This is a genomic window from uncultured Phocaeicola sp., from assembly GCF_948499155.1.
GTDB lineage: Bacteria > Bacteroidota > Bacteroidia > Bacteroidales > Bacteroidaceae > Phocaeicola > Phocaeicola faecalis.
Map to the genome: position 1 here is coordinate 25,177 of NZ_CAOOSE010000030.1, position 21,354 is coordinate 46,530.

Annotated in this window: 17 protein-coding genes; 10 read left to right on the forward strand and 7 right to left on the reverse strand. The window is 44.4% G+C overall.

All coding sequences use genetic code 11. The features are described from left to right. Positions 1-85 precede the first annotated feature (85 nt). Both QYT14_RS16315 and QYT14_RS16320 read right to left on the reverse strand, forming a co-directional pair. The gene (locus QYT14_RS16315; RefSeq protein WP_288325771.1) at positions 86-817 is read right to left on the reverse strand and encodes an SDR family NAD(P)-dependent oxidoreductase; all 732 of its coding nucleotides are present in this window, start codon (positions 815-817) and stop codon (positions 86-88) included. An 8-nt stretch (positions 818-825) separates the two neighbouring features. Then, a complete protein-coding gene (locus QYT14_RS16320; RefSeq protein ID WP_237039504.1) occupies positions 826-2,112 on the reverse strand; it encodes an O-acetylhomoserine aminocarboxypropyltransferase/cysteine synthase family protein in 1,287 nt (428 codons plus the stop codon). A gap of 124 nt (positions 2,113-2,236) precedes the next feature. Between QYT14_RS16320 and QYT14_RS16325 the strand changes: the two genes are divergently transcribed. The 5 genes from QYT14_RS16325 (at position 2,237) to QYT14_RS16345 (ending at position 6,841) form a co-directional block, all read left to right on the forward strand. After that, positions 2,237-2,680, forward strand: a complete 444-nt coding sequence (locus tag QYT14_RS16325; RefSeq protein WP_288325772.1) for a thioesterase family protein — start codon at positions 2,237-2,239, stop codon at positions 2,678-2,680. Between the two features lie 328 nt (positions 2,681-3,008). Continuing rightward, the gene (locus QYT14_RS16330) at positions 3,009-4,247 is read left to right on the forward strand and encodes an MFS transporter (RefSeq protein ID WP_237039505.1); all 1,239 of its coding nucleotides are present in this window, start codon (positions 3,009-3,011) and stop codon (positions 4,245-4,247) included. Between the two features lie 19 nt (positions 4,248-4,266). Further along, positions 4,267-4,713, forward strand: coding sequence for a YhcH/YjgK/YiaL family protein (locus QYT14_RS16335; protein ID WP_237039506.1), 447 nt, complete (start codon positions 4,267-4,269; stop codon positions 4,711-4,713). An 11-nt stretch (positions 4,714-4,724) separates the two neighbouring features. Continuing rightward, a complete protein-coding gene (locus QYT14_RS16340) occupies positions 4,725-5,642 on the forward strand; it encodes a dihydrodipicolinate synthase family protein (RefSeq protein WP_237039507.1) in 918 nt (305 codons plus the stop codon). 17 nt (positions 5,643-5,659) lie between these two features. Next, complete coding sequence (locus QYT14_RS16345; protein ID WP_288325773.1) at positions 5,660-6,841, forward strand: AGE family epimerase/isomerase; 1,182 nt, start codon at positions 5,660-5,662, stop codon at positions 6,839-6,841. 78 nt (positions 6,842-6,919) lie between these two features. Here the strand turns inward: QYT14_RS16345 and QYT14_RS16350 are convergent, their stop codons facing one another. The 5 genes from QYT14_RS16350 to QYT14_RS16370 all read right to left on the reverse strand — a co-directional run bounded on the left by QYT14_RS16350 (position 6,920) and on the right by QYT14_RS16370 (position 15,590). Next, positions 6,920-8,134, reverse strand: coding sequence for an alpha/beta hydrolase family protein (locus tag QYT14_RS16350; RefSeq protein WP_288325774.1), 1,215 nt, complete (start codon positions 8,132-8,134; stop codon positions 6,920-6,922). A 181-nt stretch (positions 8,135-8,315) separates the two neighbouring features. After that, complete coding sequence (locus QYT14_RS16355) at positions 8,316-9,920, reverse strand: RagB/SusD family nutrient uptake outer membrane protein (protein WP_288325775.1); 1,605 nt, start codon at positions 9,918-9,920, stop codon at positions 8,316-8,318. 26 nt (positions 9,921-9,946) lie between these two features. Further along, on the reverse strand, positions 9,947-13,306 hold the full coding sequence (locus QYT14_RS16360) for a TonB-dependent receptor (protein WP_288325776.1): 3,360 nt from the start codon (positions 13,304-13,306) through the stop codon (positions 9,947-9,949). Between the two features lie 620 nt (positions 13,307-13,926). Then, positions 13,927-15,099: an iron-containing alcohol dehydrogenase gene (locus QYT14_RS16365; protein WP_288325777.1), complete on the reverse strand. Its 1,173-nt coding sequence runs from the start codon at positions 15,097-15,099 to the stop codon at positions 13,927-13,929. A 317-nt stretch (positions 15,100-15,416) separates the two neighbouring features. After that, on the reverse strand, positions 15,417-15,590 hold the full coding sequence (locus tag QYT14_RS16370; protein ID WP_288325778.1) for a hypothetical protein: 174 nt from the start codon (positions 15,588-15,590) through the stop codon (positions 15,417-15,419). Positions 15,591-15,698: 108 nt separating this feature from the next. On the opposite strand from QYT14_RS16370, the gene QYT14_RS16375 reads away from it, so the two are divergent. From QYT14_RS16375 to QYT14_RS16395, 5 genes are all read left to right on the forward strand, one after another. Next, positions 15,699-16,742 (forward strand): acyltransferase, encoded by a 1,044-nt coding sequence (locus QYT14_RS16375; RefSeq protein ID WP_288325779.1) that lies wholly within the window; start codon positions 15,699-15,701, stop codon positions 16,740-16,742. A gap of 13 nt (positions 16,743-16,755) precedes the next feature. Next, positions 16,756-17,937: a DUF418 domain-containing protein gene (locus QYT14_RS16380; protein ID WP_288325780.1), complete on the forward strand. Its 1,182-nt coding sequence runs from the start codon at positions 16,756-16,758 to the stop codon at positions 17,935-17,937. Positions 17,938-18,043: 106 nt separating this feature from the next. After that, entirely contained in the window at positions 18,044-20,359 is a 2,316-nt protein-coding gene (locus tag QYT14_RS16385; RefSeq protein WP_288325783.1) for a glycoside hydrolase family 3 N-terminal domain-containing protein, read from the forward strand. Between the two features lie 134 nt (positions 20,360-20,493). Beyond that, a complete protein-coding gene (locus tag QYT14_RS16390) occupies positions 20,494-20,853 on the forward strand; it encodes a hypothetical protein (protein WP_288325781.1) in 360 nt (119 codons plus the stop codon). A gap of 242 nt (positions 20,854-21,095) precedes the next feature. Further along, positions 21,096-21,354 (forward strand): hypothetical protein (locus QYT14_RS16395; RefSeq protein WP_289826413.1); only part of this gene is annotated, 259 nt, incomplete at its 3' end.

A 21,354-nucleotide genomic window follows, 5' to 3' on the forward strand; every position in this document is an offset into this window, starting at 1 on the left:
CGGAAGCAGAAAGAATGTTGTTACAAAGAAAAGTGTTTTTTTCTTTCAGATGGGGAAAAAATAATCGGGGGGATATGGGTTGTTCTTAGTTGCGGACAGGAAGACGCACCCATAACCATTTGGGAATGAGTCTCCAGAAGAATACCAGTACTTGATAGCGCCGGTCGATGATGACGGTTCGTTTCTTTTTGTTGAGTGCACTGATGATGTGTGCGGCTACTTTGGAAACGTTCATCAGCAGAGGGTATTTGTCGTCTTTCAGTAGCGGGGTGGCTACAAATCCGGGGCGGATGTCGGTGAAGACAATGGGTAGCCGGTTCATGTGTGCCAATTGGTCGAGGGCCTCGATGTAAGTATTCTGAAAACGTTTGGTGGCAGAATAAGCGGGAGCCGAACCCAGCCCTTTGGTTCCGGCAATGGAACTGATTACTGCCAAATGTCCGTATCCTTGTTGTTCAAAATAATGATAGGCTGCCGTCACCATGCGGATGAAACCCTCCACATTGGTGGCGGCAGTCTGTAGTTCGATATCCGGTGTCAGAGAGAGATTTTGTTTGCCGATGCCTGAGCTCAGCAAGAATAAATCCATTCCTCCCAGCTTATCTATCAGTCGTTGCAGCAAATGGGGCGCATCTTCGCGGGTGACGTCCAAGGCTTGGGCGCACACCTGTCCGGGAGCAGTCAGGAGGAGTTTTTCCAGTTCCTCTTCCCTGCGTCCGGCTATGCCTACCTGCCATCCGGCTTTCAGGTAGCCTTTGGCTACTTCCAGCCCGATGCCCGAGGTGGCTCCGATGATGACAACCCGTCTGACTGACATAGCTTGTCTTATTTAATATGTTCCAAGGCCTGTTCCAAATCAGCGATGATGTCGTTGGCATCTTCGATACCTACCGACAGGCGGATTAAGTCGGGTGCAACTCCGGCTTCCATCAACTGCTCGTCCGTCAACTGGCGGTGTGTATGACTGGCAGGGTGGAGCACACACGTGCGGGCATCTGCCACATGAGTCACGATGCAGGCCAGTTTCAGTGCGTCCATAAATTTGATGGCCTCTTCGCGGCTACCGTTCAGTCCGAAAGCGATAACGCCGCAAGAGCCGTTCGGCATATATTTCTGTGCCAGTTCATAATATTTGCTGCTCTTCAGGCCACAATAGTTCACCCATTTCACCTGTGGATTGGCTTCCAGCCACTCGGCAACTTTTTGTGCATTCTCACAGTGACGAGGCACGCGCAGATGGAGTGTTTCAAGTCCCAGATTCAGCAGGAACGCATTTTGTGGTGACTGAATGGAACCGAGGTCACGCATCAGTTGTGCGGTAGCTTTGGTCATATAGGCCATTTTGCCGAATGCCTTGGTGTAAGTCAATCCGTGGTAAGACTCGTCCGGCTGCGTCAGTCCGGGGAATTTGTCAGCGTGCGCTTCCCAGTCGAAATTACCGCTGTCTACGATGGCTCCGCCTACACTGGTGGCGTGTCCGTCCATATATTTGGTGGTAGAGTGAGTCACAATGTCGGCTCCCCATTCAAACGGGCGGCAGTTGATGGGAGTGGCGAAAGTATTGTCGACAATCAGAGGTACACCATGCTTGTGGGCAATGCGTGCAAACTTCTCAATGTCAAGTACATCGATGCTGGGGTTTGAGATGGTTTCTCCGAACAATGCTTTGGTGTTCGGGCGGAAAGCCTTGTCAATTTCTTCTTCGGGCGCATCGGCATTGACAAAAGTGCATTCGATGCCGAGTTTCTTCAATGTAACTCCGAAAAGGTTGAAAGTACCGCCGTAGATGGTAGACGAGCACACGAAATGGTCACCTGCCTGGCAGATATTAAAAATGGCATAGAAATTAGCAGCCTGTCCCGATGAAGTAAGCATGGCCCCCACGCCACCTTCCAATGCGGCAATTTTTGCTGCCACTGCGTCATTGGTAGGGTTTTGCAAGCGGGTATAGAAATAGCCCGTATCTTCAAGGTCGAATAAACGAGCCATCTGTTCGCTGGTATCATACTTGAAAGTTGTACTTTGATAAATGGGCAAAACGCGCGGTTCCCCTTTCTTCGGCTGCCATCCTCCTTGTACGCAAAGGGTGGATTTGCTAAACTTCTTATCCATGTCTATTCTTTAAGTTAATGGTTTTACTTTAAGTAAATTGAACGCAAAAGTAAGAATAATCTCTTATTTAGTGTTCTTTTATTAGGAAAAGTATTATATTTGAATGAAATTAATAAGCATAACTATGGGAGAGGAAATAAAATTCAGGCATACGATGCCGGTACAAATACGGTTTAGTGACGTAGACCAGTTCGGACACATGAACAATTCAGTCTACTTTTCTTTATACGATTTGGCAAAGACGACTTATATAAAAGATGTGTTGGGGAGCGCAGACTGGCATAAGATGGCAATTGTGGTAGCGAATATCAATGCCAATTTCTATGCACCTGTATTCTTTTCAGACCATTTGATAATAGAAACGGCTGTTGTCCAGTTGGGGCATAAAAGTTTCACATTGCTGCAACGTGCCGTGGCGACGGATACGCAGGAAGTGAAATGCGAGTGCCGCACAGTGATGGTGGGCTATGATATTGCAACCAAAGAGCCGAAGCAGATAGCTAAGGATTATAAGCAGGCGATTTGTGCTTACGAGGGCAAGACAATGGACGAGTTGGCAAAGAAGTAACCCCCTTCTTCGATATAATAAATTAATTTATGAATTATTCGGTGATTTATTAATATAATAGCTCGCCGAATTATTTTTTTATACCTTTGTGAAGAGGACGTTGTTATTGCTTCGCATGATGCCGGTCTTCTTTTTCTTTCCCTTCCCGCATAGAAATTTAATGATTTATACTTACCTTGTCTTAAAGAAGGCTTCAATAACAGCATCTTTGTTTTAATTATACCTTCTGTTTAAAAAATAATCGTTATATCATAAAATATTTCATTAAATCTATTTGTGTTATTAAATTAAGTTCTTATATTTGCGAAGTCGAATTGATTTAATATAAATGAAAAACAAGAAAATCTATCCTTGGGTGGTGGTAGGTCTTTTGTGGGTTGTAGCACTTCTCAACTACATGGACCGCCAGATGCTTTCTACAATGCAGGAAGCAATGAAAGTGGACATTGTGGAGCTCAATAAGGCTGAGGCTTTTGGAGCTTTGATGGCTGTATTTTTGTGGATTTACGGTTTTATGAGTCCGGTAGCCGGCATTATTGCCGACCGGGTGAGTCGTAAATGGTTAATCGTCGGTAGCCTTTTTGTATGGTCTGCCGTGACTTATTTGATGGGTTATGCGACTGATTTCCATGAACTTTACTGGCTGCGTGCCACCATGGGAGTGAGTGAGGCTCTATATATTCCTTCAGCACTTTCGCTGATTGCCGACTGGCATCAGGACAAATCACGTTCGCTTGCTATCGGTATCCACATGACCGGTCTGTACACCGGACAGGCCATCGGAGGTTTTGGCGCAACAGTGGCGGCCGCTTTCTCCTGGCAGCTTACCTTCCATTGGTTTGGTATTGTAGGTATTATCTATGCGCTGGTATTGGTGCTGTTCCTGCACGAAAATCCTACTCATATAAAAATAGAGAAACTTGCAAAGGAAACGCCTCGCAAGAAAGGCTCTGTCTTCAGCGGATTGGCAGTTGTACTGTCCAATTGGGCTTTCTGGATTATCCTGTTCTATTTTGCAGCTCCCAGTTTGCCGGGATGGGCAACCAAGAATTGGCTTCCGACATTATTCTCCGAAAGTCTGAATATTCCAATGGCTGAGGCAGGCCCGATTTCTACTATAACCATTGCCCTGTCATCGTTTATCGGTGTTATTGTGGGTGGTGTCTTGTCGGATAAATGGGTACAGAAGAATATCCGCGGACGTGTTTATACCGGTGCCATCGGTTTGGGACTGACGGTTCCTTCCTTGCTGTTGCTGGGCTTCGGACACAGCTTTGTGAGTGTGGTGGGAGCCGGATTACTCTTTGGAGTAGGTTATGGTATCTTCGATGCCAACAATATGCCGATTCTGTGTCAGTTTGTATCAGACAAACATCGTGGAACCGCTTATGGAATTATGAACATGACAGGTGTGTTTGCCGGTGCAGCCGTAACGGAACTTTTAGGCAAATGGACTGACGGAGGCGGATTGGGACAGGGCTTTGCCATGCTGAGCGTCATCGTTCTGGTTGCTTTGGCTCTCCAGCTATTCTTCCTGCGTCCGAAGACAGATAATATGGTAGATTAAATTATACATTAAGACAACAATGATAGTTTCAAGATTAGAGAACAGTTCACGGATAGAAAGTCTTCATCCGTTGTTCAAACAATTATTTGATTATGTAAAGACGCATGACTTGCTGAATGCTCCTTTGGGACGCATTGAACTGGACGGCGATAACTTATTTATTAATAATGTAAATCCCGAATGTGTTCCAGCCGACAAGCAAGTGCTGGAAATGCACCGTGATTACATTGATGTGCATATTCTTTTGACGGGTCAGGAAACTATCGGTTGGAAGGCTATTGAAACATTGGAACATCAGGCTCAGGCTTATCAAAAGGAGGGAGATTGTGCACTTTATAGTGACAGACCCACCTTGTTTGCCACCTTACAGCCCGGTGAGTTTGCCATTGTTTATCCCGAAGACCCGCATGCTCCGGTCATCGGTGAAGGAAAAATCAGAAAATTAATAGGAAAAGTAAAACTCTAAAAGAAATAGTTATGGAAAAGATTATTGGACTTATTGACGCACCTTTTACCCCGTTTTATGAAAACGGAGAAGTGAATTATGAACCGATTGAAGCCTATTGCCAACTGCTGGTAAAGAATGGCCTTCAGGGAGTATTTATCAATGGTTCTTCCGGTGAAGGTTATATGCTGACCGAAGACGAACGTATGAAATTGGCAGAACGTTGGGTGGAAGTTGCTCCTCAAGGTTTTAAAGTTATCGTACACGTGGGTAGCACTTGTGTGAAGTCCAGCAAACGTTTGGCTGAACATGCCCAAAAGATTGGTGCGTGGGGTATTGGTGCCATGGCTCCTCCCTTCCCGAAAGTAGGCCGTATTGAAGAGTTGGTGAAATATTGCGAAGAAATCGCTTGCGGTGCACCCGAACTTCCTTTCTATTTCTATCACATTCCTGCGTTTAACGGCGCTTTCTTGCCGATGGTAGCTTTCCTTGAAGCTGTGGACGGACGCATTCCAAACTTTGCCGGTATCAAATATACCTTCGAAAGTATGTATGAATATAACCAGTGCCGTCTTTACAAGAACGGTAAGTTCGATATGCTTCACGGACAGGACGAAACAATTCTTCCTTGTCTTGCTATGGGCGGTGCTCAGGGCGGTATCGGCGGAACAACAAACTACAACGGCAAAGAATTGGTAGGCATCATCGAAGCATGGAAAGCCGGAGACTTGGAACTGGCCCGCGAACGTCAGAACTTTGCACAGGAAGTAATCAATGTTATCTGCCATTATCGCGGTAATATTGTCGGTGGTAAACGTATTATGAAACTGATTGGTCTGGATTTGGGTAAGAACCGCACTCCATTCCAGAATATGACCGATGAAGAAGAAGCTGCCATGAAGAAAGAATTGGAAGCAATCAACTTCTTTGAAAGATGTAACAAATTCTAAATAAAACATTTGCTCTTATGAATGTAAATGAATATTTGTCGAACTGGGCAGAATGCTATAAAAGAGATTTGACTGAAAACATTCTTCCGTTCTGGTTGGAAAACGGTCTTGACCGCAAGCATGGTGGTGTATATACCTGCCTGAACCGTGACGGAAGTCTGATGGATACCACCAAGTCGGTATGGTTTCAGGGACGTTTCGGCTTTATCGCAGCCTATGCCTACAATAATATAGAGAAGAATCCCGAATGGCTGGCAGCTTCAAAAAGTTGCATCGATTTTATCGAGGCGCATTGTTTTGATGCCGACGGACGTATGTATTTTGAAGTAATGGAAGATGGCACTCCGCTGCGTAAACGCCGTTATGTCTTCTCGGAAGGCTTTGCCGCCATTGCCATGTCGGAATATTCTATTGCATCGGGAGACCGTACCTATGCCGAGAAAGCATTGGAGCTGTTCAAGCGCATCATGCACTTCCTCAATACTCCGGGCATATTGGAACCGAAGTATCTGGATACGTTGAAATCGCAAGGACATTCCATCACAATGATTCTGGTAAATACTGCTTCGCGCATCCGCGCAGCTATCAATGATCCGGTGCTGACAGAACAAATCGACCGTTCCATCAAGGCATTACGTACTTATTTCATGCATCCGGAGTTTAAGGCATTGCTTGAAATGGTAGGTCCTGACGGAGAATTTATCGATTCTATCAACGGCCGTACCATCAATCCGGGACACTGCATTGAGACAGCCTGGTTTATTTTGGAAGAGGCTAAGTATCGCAACTGGGATAAAGAATTGGTTGATATGGCATTGACAATCCTTGACTGGTCTTGGGACTGGGGATGGGACAAGGAATATGGCGGTATCATTAATTTCCGTGATTGCAAGAATCTGCCTCCTCAGGATTATTCTCAGGATATGAAGTTCTGGTGGCCGCAGACAGAAGCTGTTATTGCTACTCTGTATGCTTATCAGGCTACAGGCAATGAAAAATATCTGGAGATGCATAAGCAAATCAGCGACTGGACTTATGCCCACTTCCCTGATAATGAATATGGCGAATGGTATGGTTATCTGCATCGTGACGGAACAGTGGCACAGCCGGCTAAGGGTAATATCTTTAAAGGGCCGTTCCATATTCCCAGAATGATGATTCGCAGCTATACGCTTTGCGAAGAGATACTGAAGAAATAATATTAGACTTAATAAGGTTGAAAGCCGCAGCAACGTTGGGAAACGAAGTTGCGGCTTTTTTATTGTCACTTGAAAGAGCTATTCGGCCAAGACTTTATCCAGCCATGGCAGCACAAATTCATTTTTGAAGTAATGGTTCGGTCCGTCTACATTTACGGAGTCATAGAAAGAGGTTCTGCCGAGTCCTTCAGGCAAGTTTTTGGCAGGATTACGTGTCTCGGGTGCTGCATATTTCTGATAATGGTGTGTTTCAATGTTTTCCGGGTGTCCGCTTATCTCATAGGCTCGTTTTACTAAATTGAAGTCTCTGTCCAGTCCGCCTTCCGTCAGAATGATGGGGCGAGGAGCAAGCGAGGCCACTATATCAGGAAAGTTGAAGTATTTCCAGAAGTCGGGTATTAAATGGCGGATGGAATTGGGGAAAGGACGGCGTCCCCTTTGATCCGGTTCTGTCATTACAGTGGCTCGTTCCTGTGTTTGGCATAAAAAGTCATTGTAGACGAAAGCGTAAATGGAAGGATCCATGACGCCCAATACCATTAGAGGTTCAGTGCCCAAAGAAAATCCACTGACAACAATACGGTCTTGGCGTATGAAGGGTTGGCATTTCATCCATTCCAGCACCTGTTTATTTAGAAAAGAAGTATAACCCAAATAGCTCCATCCCAATTCCAGCAAAATGCGTGACGGAGTGTCATAATCATAACTTGTTCCGGCCAACGGTTCCAGGTCGGCTGCCTCTCCTGCCGCCGCATTGTCTACAGCCACTGCGATGTATCCTTGTTTTGCAATATTTAAAGCCATGGCCGCCCGCATATTGCTGGCAGAGACTTCTCCGATGAGGTTTTCTTTCGTCATACCCGAGCCGGGGATGCATAGTACGGCAGGACCGGGACTTTGGGCCTTGTCGGGAATCAGTATATAAAAAGTAGAAACACAGTGAGGCAGTGGGTAGAATTCCCATTTTTCTTGCCGATAACCATCTTTCTGTATTTTCTCTATACAGACAGGCACCGGTTGATCGGTGATGTGGGGATGATGCATGATTTCTATCATGGCTGTCCGTACTCCTTTTTGCCATTCGGCAAATTCTTGCCGGGTGAAGTCATGCCGGAATGCATAGAGTGGTTTAGTATCTTTGAGCATGGCATGTACTACTCCGTAGGTGCTGAGATAACGTCCGTCATTTCGTTCGGAACAAACGGTTTTATGTTTTTCCGGAGAAAATGTTGTTTGCGCAAATAGCATTGACGATGACAGGCAGACGATGAGGAGAACTGCCCATTTCTTCATTTTAAGTTTTGTTTTCTGCATGATTAGATTGTATGAGGTTATCATTTTGAGGCTAAGATAATAAATTGGAAATGAATTGTGGTGAATTTACCATAGAAAATTAAAGAGGACACCCTCCCGGGCATCCTCTTCCAAAATCAATGTTAAAATCGACTATATCTGTAATACAGATGTCTTTTAATTATTTATATCCCGGTGTTTGAGTCAATTCCGGATCTTTGGTAATCATATTGGTTTCTATCGGCCAGTATAATTTGTAAGCCTCTGCTTCGGTTAAGATTGCCTTCTTGCCATCTTTACTTCCTTCAGGACAGAATACCAGATGTTTGCCTCCTTTGGTTAATGTCATACGTTTCAGGTCATACCAGCGTTGGCCTTCACCTAACATCTCTTTATCTTTTTCATGTAGGATAGCCAGTTCGTTTTCTGTAAAACTACCGTTGGTGTAGCCATATTTAGCCGCATCCCAATTTTTGCCGTAAGCACGTTCGCGTATCTTGTTTATATAGGTAGCTACATCTCCGCCTTCCATATTTGCTACTTCGGCCATCATCAGGTATACACCGGCCAAACGATAAGCAATGACATCAGCATCCCAAATATAACGGTTGATGGATTCATCGAAGTGTCCCATTATTTTCTTGTACACTGTACCTGCCAATGAGTTGTCCTTACGTGAATAGGCTCCTAGGAATGTTGCATCACGGCGACTGTCTGTCTTGTCATAAGACAGGTAGAATTCCGGCAGATATTCTATGCGTTGCATACCGGTGGTGCTGACTTTCAGCGTATCGCCCATAGGCTTTCCGTTTTCGTCATTGAAACCTACAGTTTTGAATGCCCCGGTCTGATAGTTGTATATGAAGGCCGTAAATGGGTTGGATGCTTCTCCTTCCATATATCTTACGGCAAAAATAACTTCATCATTACCTTTATTGTTTACGCTGAACACGTCCTCGTAGTTTGATTGTAAGGCGAGACCATAATTGTTCATCAGACTTTGCAGGTGATTCTTGGCTACACTTAAGTCTGCATTGTTTGCTGTATTGTCATCTACTGAGACTTTGGCATTCCATAAGTAAACTTCGGCAGCCAAATATTCAGTAGCGGCTTTTGACCAATAGCCTTTTAAATTCTTTCGGTTATTGGGATCGAAAGAGTTGTTATTTCCAAAGTGGTCAAGTGAAGCTTTTAAGTCTGCTTTGATTTGTTTCATGACTTCAGAACCGGCAGAACGCTTCATATAAAGGTTGTTCGGGTTGAAATCACCGTTTACTACCGGGTTCGGATCTAAGCGCAGAGGCAAAGTACCATAAGTGCGATACAGTCCGAAGTAATAGAAAGCGCGCAGGCCGTAAGCTTGTCCCAGATAATAGGCTTTTTCTTCTTCGGTCATATAATCGGCTTCCAGTGTCTTCTGCAACATGATATTTATATTGGCAATGCATCCATATATGTTACCGAAGTTTGTGATTCCCGGAGATTCGGCATTCAGGGCCTGATTTACGATACCTTGATAAGAAACTGAAGTTCCGTCTACGGCTACATCAGGAATGCTGGTTCCACCGCGTGCTTCGCCCAATACATATTGCTGCTGGAATATTTGGTCACGGAAGTTTTTGTGTATTCCGTCCATATAAGCAATCACATGTTCTTTTCTTGTCCAGAAGTTACCGCTTCCGTAAGTGTCAATGGGAGCCAAGTCCAAAGCATCGCAACCTGTCATGCCGACAGCAAAAGCGAATGCACTGAAGCGAAATGCTAATTTTAATATTTTATTTCTCATAATTGTAGTCTTTTTTATTTATTAGATTAGAATGTTAAGTTAACCCCAAACAAAATGGTACGCGGCAATGAATAGCCTTGTCCGACTGCACCGTTGTCTTTCGGGTTGGCTTCGGGAGAACCTACGTTTTTCGCACCGGTGATGTAACCCAGGTTCTGTCCTGTAATAGAGACTTCGGCGCGTTGCATCTTCAACATTTTGGCTACAGACTCAGGCAATGAATAGCTCAGTGAGATTTCGCGGATAGCCAGGTAGTCACCTCTGTATGCAAACATGGTAGATGCGATGTAGTTGTTCTTTCCGTTTTGGTCGGCAAACAGGTAACGCGGGTATTTGGCGTTCGGATTGCTTTCTGACCAAGTGTCATAGTACATTGTGGGGGTATTGTAGGTTCCTTGGTAACATCCCATGAACCATGGAGTGGTACTTTGTGATCCACTGTTTTCATACAACCAGAAGCCTAGGGCATAGTCAAAGCGTCCGTATAGTTGGAAGTTTTTCCATCTGAGGGTAGTGTTGAAACCGCCGGTCCAGCGTGGAGAGGTAGCTCCTACTTTTACTTTATCGAATTCATCGATTACGCCGTCTTTATTCACGTCATGGAACTTCGTGTCACCCGGTTGGATGGGGAAGTTTGTGGTAGCATTCTGTTGGTCAGCTGTTAGTTTGTTCCATGCTTCAGGGCCATAGTAGGTTCTGGAACCATATTTTCTTACCAAGTTACCCGGGATTTCATCGTATGAACGGTAAATGCCATCCGCTTGGTATAAATAAAGCATACCCGGTTCCTGACCTTCTTGCTGTCCGCCTACCCATTTTTTCTCATCTCCGTTTCCGGTATATACTTGGAATGCATTGATACGGTTTCTTTCCATGCCATTGTCCGGTAACGAAACGATTTTATTCTTATTGAATGCGATATTTCCCGATGCACTCCATGTCCAGTCCTTGTTGTCGATAATTTTTCCTGAAAGTTCTATTTCAATACCTTGGTTACGGAACTCACCGTTGTTGTTTGTTACGGATGAGAAACCGGTAGAGGTGGGGAAGCTTAGCGCTGCATATTTGTCCGATGTCAGTCGGTTGTAGTATGTCAGGTTAGTGTTCAGTCGGTTGGCAAAGAAACTCATGTCCGCACCTACTTCAAAGGTGGCAGTCTTTTCCCATCTCAGGTTCGGGTTGGGAAGTTCTGTAATCAGATAAGACGTATTTCCGTTATAGTTGAATGAACCGCTGCTATTGCTTGAACCGTAGCTTCCCTGCAGGGTATAGGCACCAATACCTGATGCATTACCGTTGATACCGTAGCTGGCACGCAATTTACCGAATGACATTACGGGAATAGCGTCTTTAATGAAGTCTTCACGTCCGAAAATCCATCCGGCAGATACTCCGGGGAAGAATCCCCAACGGTTGTCGCCCAACAGAGAAGAGTAACCATCGCGGCGGAAGACGAATGACAATAGGTATTTGTCCTTAAAATCATAATTTAAGCGTCCGAAGAATGACAGGATACGTTGCTTTTCGTGCCATGAATTGATAGTACGCTTGCCTTCGCCCTTATCGGTCAGTGACAGGTCAGGAAGGTCATCGGTAGGTGCGCCTTGACCTTTTGCCTCAAATCCGCGTTTGTACTTGTTGTAGTATTCCATACCCAACATCACTTCTACATGATGGTCGCGGAAGAAGGTTTCGTTATAGTTCAACACGGCATTGTAAGTTTGGCGGAAATCGCGGTCATAATAAGCTGTAGCCGATCTTGTGCGCACAAAGTTTCCGGGAGTATTTTCATAATCCTTTGTGAAGCTTTCCTGATATGTTTCAGAGTAATACCAGTTCATGTTGGCTGTTAATGACAGATTTTTTAGGAAATCAATCTTGAAGGATTGGCTCATTGTGAACTTATCGCTCTGATTATCATTCCACCATTGGTCGGGTTGATACATTTGATTACCGTCGGCGGTACCCGGACCTAGTTTCATGTTGCCTTCTTCATCCTCGAAAAGAACTGTAGGAGGAAGTGAGCGTACTCGTCCGAAATAGTTTAACTCTGAACCATTGGAACCGGGCATGTTCTTCCAGTTGGCACGGTTATAGTTCAGTGACGAAGTGGAAGTAAGCCAGTCTGCGATTTTATAACTGGCATTGGTAATGAATGAATAGCGTTCGTAGAATGTATTAACGGGAACACCTTCCTGACGGTTGTATCCCAAACCGGCGTAGTAGGTACCACGGTCATTACCACCGGACATATTGATGTTGTAGTCCTGTGAGAATGCGGGATCATTCAGGTTATATTTATCTACATCTGTATTCTTGTATAAAATTTCTTTGCCGGTAATAGGGTCTGTCACTGTCTGCCATCCTCTACCTAACAGATATTTGTTGTCCTCGTTTAAGAACTGAGTACTGTAAATATCCTGATCCAGATTGTTTCCGGTACCGAAAGGTTGCTTACCATTCAGGTAGTTTTCATAACCTGTCCAGTAAGTTTTAGTCTTTCCTTCTTTGTCTTGGAATAAGTGTCCGGCATCCCAGTGTGCTTTACGCATCGCTTTAATATATTCGCCTGCTTCCAAAAATTCATAGGGAGTGCGTGCATAGCTCAAACCTAATTTGGCCTTGAAATTAATTTCGCGGAAACCAGCTTTACCTCTTTTGGTGGTAATAAGGATTACACCGTTACTGGCACGTGCACCGTAAAGTGCAGTAGCACCGGCATCCTTTAATACATCCATAGACTCAATGTCTTCAGGGTTGATGTCACTCATAGAGTCTCTGAGCTGTCCGTCTACTATAACAAGTGGAGAACCGGTTCCATCCAAGTTGGTACCACCACGCAAAATAATGGTAGGAGTTGCACCGGGACTACCTGATGACTGGATAACCTTCAAGCCGGCTACGGCACCAGACAATGCTTGTGCAGGATTGGAGTGCATACCTACGTTCAAACTTTCCTGTTTTACTTTAGAAATTGAGTTCGTTACTTTGGTGCGCAATTGTTGACCACCATAACCGGTAACCACAACCTCTCCCAGCATTTCTGTATCGTCTTTTAATGTAACGTTTAGGGGCTGGCCATTCCATTTTACTTCTACCGTTTTATATCCAACGAAAGAAATCTGGATGATATCCCCTTTCTTCACGTTACTCAGAGAGAAGTCACCATCAATGCCGGTGATTGTTCCGTTCGTTGTACCTTTTACTACTACAGATGCACCAATAACGGTTTCACCTGTGGTGTCTTTCACAATACCGGTACAAGAGCCATTTTGTTGTGTGATTTTCACGTCGGTTATACCGGGTTCGGCAACCGCGTAAGCTGTTCCTGTAGAGACGCCCATTAAGAACAGCAACGTACTGACTGACTTTAGCCTTTTTAACATAGCTGTGATTTTTTTTATTAGTGTTTATTATAGCAAGAAATTATTTTCTAATTAAGTTCTTTTAGAACTCTGCAATAATTTGTATTTAGGTTTACGCTGCAAATATATTATATTATTTATTAATGCAAACATATTTAAGAAATTATTTTTAATATATACCCAATATTTTATCAATATTGAGCACATATCATCTCTAAATCTTATATAAATAATCTTATTCGGCTGTAGATAGATAAAATATTATCCACCGATATTCGCATAATTAGGTAGAATTATGGTAGATACAAAAGCCATATTACACCTATATATATACTCCATCAAATGGTATACAGGTCTTGTGGCAATGTTGCAGAGTTCTAAAAGAACTTAGTAAATGATTAAAATGTCGTGGCATGAGCTTCCTCTGGATAATGGGAAATTGGGAGATAAAGAGAGGGAGAGAGGTAGGCGCGTGTGGTCTATATATGAGGTTCCTTGAACCTGGAGAATGTAGAAGAATATAAATATAATGGAAGAAGTAAATGTGTCAAAACTCTCCTTTTATCGAAATCACCCTCGCTACAACTACTTGTGGCGAGGGTGACTTTTAGCTTATGAGGGTTTCGACCTCTTCTTATATATTATCTATAAGACTTTTCTAATATTTCCAGTATCTCATCGTCGGTTATGGGACGCGGATCAAGTGTGAACAAGCCTCCCATCGTGTCGCGTGCGTTCTGCAATATTCTAGGGAAATCATCGGGCCGGATGCCATACTCACTTAATTTTAAGTGGTTCACGCCACATTCTTTTTGCATTGTTATCAGTGCGTCGATGAAATCGGATGCACGATTACTCTTCTTTTCGGTCATCACTTCGGCCATCTTCATGTAACGTTTGGTGCAGTCGTGGCGGAAAGTTTCAAAGTAGGCTTCAGAAAGTGCTATCAGTCCGGCTCCGTGAGGAAGTTGCGGATAGTAGGCACTCATGGCATGTTCCAGCGAATGTTCGGAAGTGCAGCTGGAGGTGGATTCTACCATTCCGGCCAGTGTGCTTGCCCAGGCAACCTTGGCGCGTGCTTTCAGGTTTTGGCCGTCGGCTACGGCTACCGGCAAGTATTTGTATAATAAGCGGATAGCTTCCAATGCATATAGGTCACTGATAGGAGTCGCACAGTTGGCAATGAAACCTTCGGCAGCGTGGAAAAAAGCATCAAACCCTTGAAAGGCAGTAAGCTTGGGTGGGATGGATATCATTAATTCAGGGTCTACAATGGAAAGGGTAGGATAGGTGAGGGGAGAACCGAAACCTATTTTCTCTTGTGCTGTTTCATGGGTGATTACTGTCCACGGATCCATTTCGGTGCCCGTGCCCGCTGTTGTGGGAATGGCTATAATAGGTAGAGCCTTGCTGATGGGGCGTCCTTTACCTGTCCCTCCTGAAACGTAATCCCAATAATCACCGTCATTGCATGCCATTACAGCGATACTCTTGGCGGAGTCAATAGAACTTCCTCCTCCCAGTCCGACCACAAAGTCACATCTTTCTTCGCGACAGATGGCAGCTGCTTCCATTACATGTTCTTTGATTGGGTTGGGAAGTATTTTATCGTAAACTACCGTCTCTACATGATTCAATCTCAGTTGGGCGAGTACTTTTTGCAGATATCCATATTTTCGCATGGAAGTGCCCGCAGAAATAACAACCAATGCTTTCTTACCCGGTAATTTTTCACTTGATAACTTATTGATTTCCCCACAACCGAATATCAGTTTGGTAGGGATGTACAAACTAAATACAGGATTTGCTTTCATGTTCTTTCGTATTTAAAGTTTCACTGATAACAAATGTAGGAAAATAATAGTTTTGGTGTTTAAGTAAATTGTTAAATTTTACATACTGCCGGGTTTTACTCCTTTTCTTTATTCAGTTTGAGATAGATATGTTTGTAAACTCCCATTCACAGGACTTTGTCGAAGAGAGTGAATTCAAGTCCCTCTTTTTAATATCCAGTTTTTGGTAAGGGCTGTCAGAACGCTGATGATATTGTCTATAGTCTGTCATTCTGAACGTTAGTTAAGAATCTGTTAAGCGTTATTTTGTGTTTATGGATTCTTTTTTCGTTTCCTTGTCACAAATTCTTCGAAAAAGATATCCCGATTGTCTGTAACAGTTCCTTTGTAGGGGTATCTTCTACCTGGATGGTGGCATAGGCGATAGGGGTGGCGGATGCCTTGTCGGTCACTATGCCTCTGATGGTTTGTGTCAGATTCTGTGCTGTGATAGAAAGGCATAGACATGCCATAAACAGACTTAGTCTCGTAATTCTGCAACGAAACAATTAGCGTAAATAGAGATAACCCATATAAATTCGCTATATTTGCACGCTTACATGTGAGAAAAGAATGCTACTATGATTAATACATTAACTTCCTTACGGCTCTTTTTTGCGCTGATGGTTTTCGGGGCGCATTGTTATGTCGTTGATTCCATCTTTTCAACTCATTTCTATAAAGAGGGGTTTGTGGGCGTGAGTTTCTTCTTTATATTGAGCGGCTTTATTATCGCTTATAATTATCAGCAGAAGCTGGTGGAGCGGAAAGTGTCGAAACGTCAGTTTTGGGTGGCACGAATTGCCCGTATCTATCCATTGCATATAGCGACCTTATTGGGAGTGGCCGTGATAGGTAATCTGTTGCATCCGATGGGTTGGGGGGAAGGATTGAGGCATTTTATTCCTGCGCTGTTCCTTTTGCATCCTTTTGTTCCTCGGATGGATTACTTTTTTTATTTCGGTAGTCCTTCGTGGAGTTTGGGATGCGAACAGTTGTTTTATCTCTTGTTTCCGTTTTTGGCCCTGTTATTTTATAAAAAGCAGCGGTTGGTGGGAGTCTTGTTAGTTTGTGCCGTGGTGGTTCCTACGCTGATGTCACTGACGGATGAGGCGAATATCCGTGGTTATTGGTATGTGAATCCACTGGCCCGATTCCCTGATTTTCTGGTGGGTATGTTGCTTTATCGGGCTTATGGGTGGTGCCGTTCCAAACAGTTGTCTTTTTCTACAGCGTCATTGCTCGAAGTCGGGGCGGTATGTATCTTCCTGCTGTTCTATATGGTTTCGGAGGACTTGGTTCCCAAGGTATACCGTTATTCCTGTTATTATTGGATTCCGATTTCGTTGGTTCTGTTGGTATTCTCTTTGCAGAAAGGGTTCCTTTCCCGCATTCTATCCAATAAATATCTGGTTGTCGGCGGTGATATCAGTTACAGCTTTTATCTGATTCATTTGTGGGTTATACTGGCTTATGTGGAATTGGCGCAAACATACGATTGGCACATCAGCCTGTATATCAGTATCCCGCTTATCTTTGCAGTTACTATCGCATTGAGCCTGCTTTCTTATTATTATTTTGAGAAACCGGCCAACCGCTTGGTAAAACGAATTTTAAATAAATAACAATAACTATTTCATGGAAAAACAATTATCAGAAAAACTGCCGCGTATTGAGGTGGTAGATGCTTTGAGGGGATTTGCTGTGATGGCAATTCTTCTAGTACATAACTTGGAACATTTTATCTTTCCGGTTTATCCTACAGGAGACCCCGGATGGCTGAATATTCTGAATGACGGAGTCTTTAACATTACTTTTTCTTTGTTTGCCGGAAAAGCTTATGCTATTTTTGCTTTGCTGTTCGGGTTTACATTCTATATTCAGTCGGCCAACCAGCAACGGAAAGGGAAGGATTTTGGCTATCGCTTCCTTTGGCGTCTAGTCTTATTAGCCGTTTTTGCTACTGTTAATGCTGCTTTTTTTCCGGCAGGAGATGTCCTGTTGCTGTTTGTTGTAGTGGGTGTCGTATTGTTTGTGGTGCGCAAGTGGAGTGATTGTGCCATTTTGCTTACGGCTATCCTGTTCCTTTTGCAACCCGTAGAGTGGTATCATTATATAGTCAGTCTGTTCGACCCTTCGCATACGTTGCCCGATTTGGGAGTAGGACCGATGTATCAGGAAGTGGCAGCTTATACGAAAGAAGGAAACTTTGGAGAGTTTATATGGGGGAATATCACTTTGGGACAGAAAGCCAGCTTGTATTGGGCATTGGGGGCCGGTCGCTTTTGGCAGACTGCCGGCTTGTTTCTGATGGGACTGTATATCGGCCGTAAGCAGCTTTTTGTTTCTTCCGAAGCCAATACACGTTTTTGGGTGAAGGCACTCATTATCTCTGCCATCGCATTTGCTCCGTTGTTTCAGTTGAAAGAATTGGTGATGGCAAGTGGCAGTCCGCTTGTTCAGGGAACAGTAGGAACGGCTTTCGATATGTGGCAGAAGTTTGCATTCACGGTAGTGCTGGTTGCATCTTTTGTGTTGCTTTATCAAAAGGAAGGTTTCAAGAAGTTTGTGTCCAATCTTCGCTTTTATGGAAAAATGAGTTTGAGTAATTACATTGGGCAATCCATTGCCGGAGCTATCATTTATTTCCCATTCGGATTGTATCTCGCTCCTTATTGTGGCTATACGCTTAGTCTGATTATCGGGTTTGTACTCTTCTTCTTGCAAGTTTATTTCTGTAAATGGTGGTTGAAGAGTCACAAACAAGGACCGCTGGAAGGCATTTGGCATAAATGGACATGGTTGGGAGCAAACAAGTGATTTGTTGCAGAAAGTAAGACACGCATATCGAATAATGAAAAAATATTTACGTATGAAAAACCAAATTGCATTATTAGGCTTGTTGGCTTTATGTACTCACTCTCAGATGAGTGCGGCATCTCCTCAAAAAAGTATTTATCATAAAGGCTGGATTGACTTTAATAAGAATGGAGTGATGGATATTTATGAAAATCCCAAAGCTTCATTGGAAGATCGTGTGCAGGACTTGTTGAGTCAGATGACCCTTGATGAGAAAACTTGCCAGATGGCTACACTTTATGGTTCGGGACGCATCCTAAAAGACGCATTGCCTCAAGAAAGTTGGAAAAACGAAATATGGAAAGACGGTATTGGAAATATTGATGAAGAGCATAACGGTCTTGGCAAGTTCCGTTCAGAGTATGCTTTTCCTTATACCAAGCATGTAGATACAAAGCATACCATCCAGCGTTGGTTCATTGAAGAGACCCGTCTGGGCATTCCGGTTGATTTTACGAATGAAGGGATACGCGGACTGTGCCACGACCGTGCCACTTATTTCCCGGCCCAGTGTGGACAAGGTGCTACTTGGAATAAAGAACTGATTGCGCGTATTGCCGAAGTGGAGGCGCTGGAAGCCGATGCTTTGGGGTATACCAATATCTATTCTCCCATTTTGGATATTTCGCAAGACCCCCGCTGGGGACGCTGTGTGGAAACGTATGGTGAAGATCCCTATCTGGTGGGACAACTGGGTAAACAAATGGTAACTACCCTTCAAAAGCATAATTTGGTTGCCACTCCCAAGCATTTTGCCGTTTACAGTATTCCTGTGGGCGGACGTGACGGGCAGACACGTACCGATCCCCATGTGGCGCCGCGCGAAATGAGAACGCTTTATCTGGAGCCTTTCCGGGTGGCTTTTCAGGATGCGGGTGCTCTGGGTGTGATGAGCTCTTATAATGATTATGACGGTGAGCCGATTAGTGGAAGTTATCATTTCCTGACCGAAATTTTACGTCAGGAATGGGGATTCAAGGGCTATGTGGTTTCTGACAGTGAGGCAGTGGAGTTTGTTGCAGGCAAGCATAAGGTGGCTGATACATACGAAGACGGTATTGCGCAGTGTGTCAATGCCGGTCTGAATGTGCGTACTAATTTTACCGCTCCCGATGAGTTTGTAATTCCTTTGCGTAAAGCTATTGCCGATGGAAAGATTTCCTTTGATACGGTGGACAAGCGTGTGGCGGAAATTCTTCGTGTAAAGTTTTGGTTGGGGCTGTTCGACCATCCGTATCGCGGTGATGGAAAACTGGCCGAGAAGATTGTACATAGCAAAGAGCATCAGGCGGTGGCACTTGATGCAGCCCGTCAGTCATTGGTTCTGCTTAAGAATGAGAAAGAGATGCTGCCCTTGTCCAAGTCGATTCGGAAAGTGGCCGTTATCGGTCCGAATGCCGAAGAGAAAAAGCAGCTCATCTGCCGTTACGGACCCACCAATGCACCGATAAAGACTGTTTTTCAGGGAATAAAGGAAATGCTTCCCGATGCAGAGGTGGTTTATCGGAAAGGGTGTGACATTGTAGACCCGCATTTCCCGGAAAGTGAAATCCTTGATTTCCCGAAGACGGAAGAAGAAAGCAGGCTGATGGATGAGGCGGTTGCTGCCGCGCAAAATGCAGAAGTTGCCATTATGGTGCTGGGCGGTAATGAACTGACGGTAAGGGAAGACCGCTCGCGTACCAGCTTGGAACTGCCTGGCCGTCAGGAGGAGTTGCTGAAAGCTGTGATGGGCACAGGCACACCGGTAGTGCTGGTGTTACTTGACGGTCGCGCGGCAACCATTAATTATGCGGCGGCTACTGTTCCGGCGATATTACACGCCTGGTTTCCCGGCGAATTTTGCGGACAGGTAGTGGCTGAGGCTCTGTTTGGAGACTATAATCCGGGTGGAAGGCTGGCTGTGACTTTCCCGAAATCAGTAGGACAAATACCCTTTGCCTTTCCTTTCAAACCAGGCTCGGATGTTCCGGCAAGCACTTCGGTTTATGGTGCACTTTATCCTTTCGGATATGGTCTGAGCTATACTTCTTTTGTGTATAGTGATTTGCAAATAACTCCTAAGGAACAGGGGGTACAGGGCGAAGTGAATATAAGTTGCAAAGTGAAGAATGCGGGCAAGGTAAAAGGAGATGAAGTGGTACAACTTTATTTGCGTGACGAAGTGAGCAGTGTCACTACCTACACGAAAGTGCTGAGGGGCTTTGAACGTATCTCTTTGGAACCAGGAGAGGAAAAAATCGTTCGTTTTAAACTTTGTCCGCAGGATTTAGGGCTGTGGGATAAGAATATGAACTTCTGTGTAGAGCCGGGAAGTTTCAAAGTTATGGTTGGAGCTTCATCGGCGGATATCCGTTTGGAGGGAAACTTTGAGGTTATATAAACGTCATTGGGAAAGTCCCCTGCTGCTGCCTAATGAGGGTGTCAAAACTAAGTTAAACCAAAGAAGAACTTTGAACCTGCAACTTGGGCATCCTGAAAAGCAAGAGAAAGAGTCGTATCATTACTCGAAACAGAGTGCGATACGGCTCTTTTAAGTTTGGTAGTTACCATCTGTCACTTTCTCGGAAGGGTCATTTTTGTTTTGACCCTCAAAGGTATGAGTTTCATCGCGAAGTGGAAGCTGAAGAAACCGGTGGTAAATATTGGGTGAGAAAAACGGCAGATGTCATGGTGGCGGAGGAAGGATTCTTCCTTCCTCCTTTCATTGGCCGTGGAAACGCCCTGCTGGTAGGGGTTCCGGTAGTGAATGGACATCCTGTATTGTCGTTTCATCCTCCTTTCATTTGTAATATTTCTTCCGGATTTAATTTTTTCTATAACGCTTTCATTTACGGTAGGGGCGGACACATGGGTCCGCCCAATGGCTTAAAGTGAACTGTTCTCAGGCAGACACACGGGTCTGCCCCTACAGAAAACGGTAGTCTAAAAAGATGAGACACAAGGGAATTGCTGGAGGCAGATTGTGAAGGGACTCGGGAAGCACGGCTGAAGGGAGGGTGAGGGGATGTGTTGTCATTCTTAACCGACTGATTATGTGAGTGTTTTGATTAAAATGTAAGGATGAACGGAAAGAAGGATGACCGGCTTAATGAGGGGATGATGCAATCTGACCCTACATGAAAAACATACCGAGCTTTATTAAAAAGATGCCGAGGTTTTTAAAAAACATCAAGGTCTTTTTTAAAAACATCAAGGTCTTTTTTGCAGCATGGAAGTGTGTCAAAACTAAACCGGGCTATCCCATCGTCAACTGTAGGGGCAGGGTTCGCCTGCCCGAAGACACAAAGCAAACTGTTTTCGGGCGAGCAAACCTCTCCCCTACGCACGAAACGACAGCATTATCCACATTTTGCCCCCCCCCCCCCCCCCCCCCCC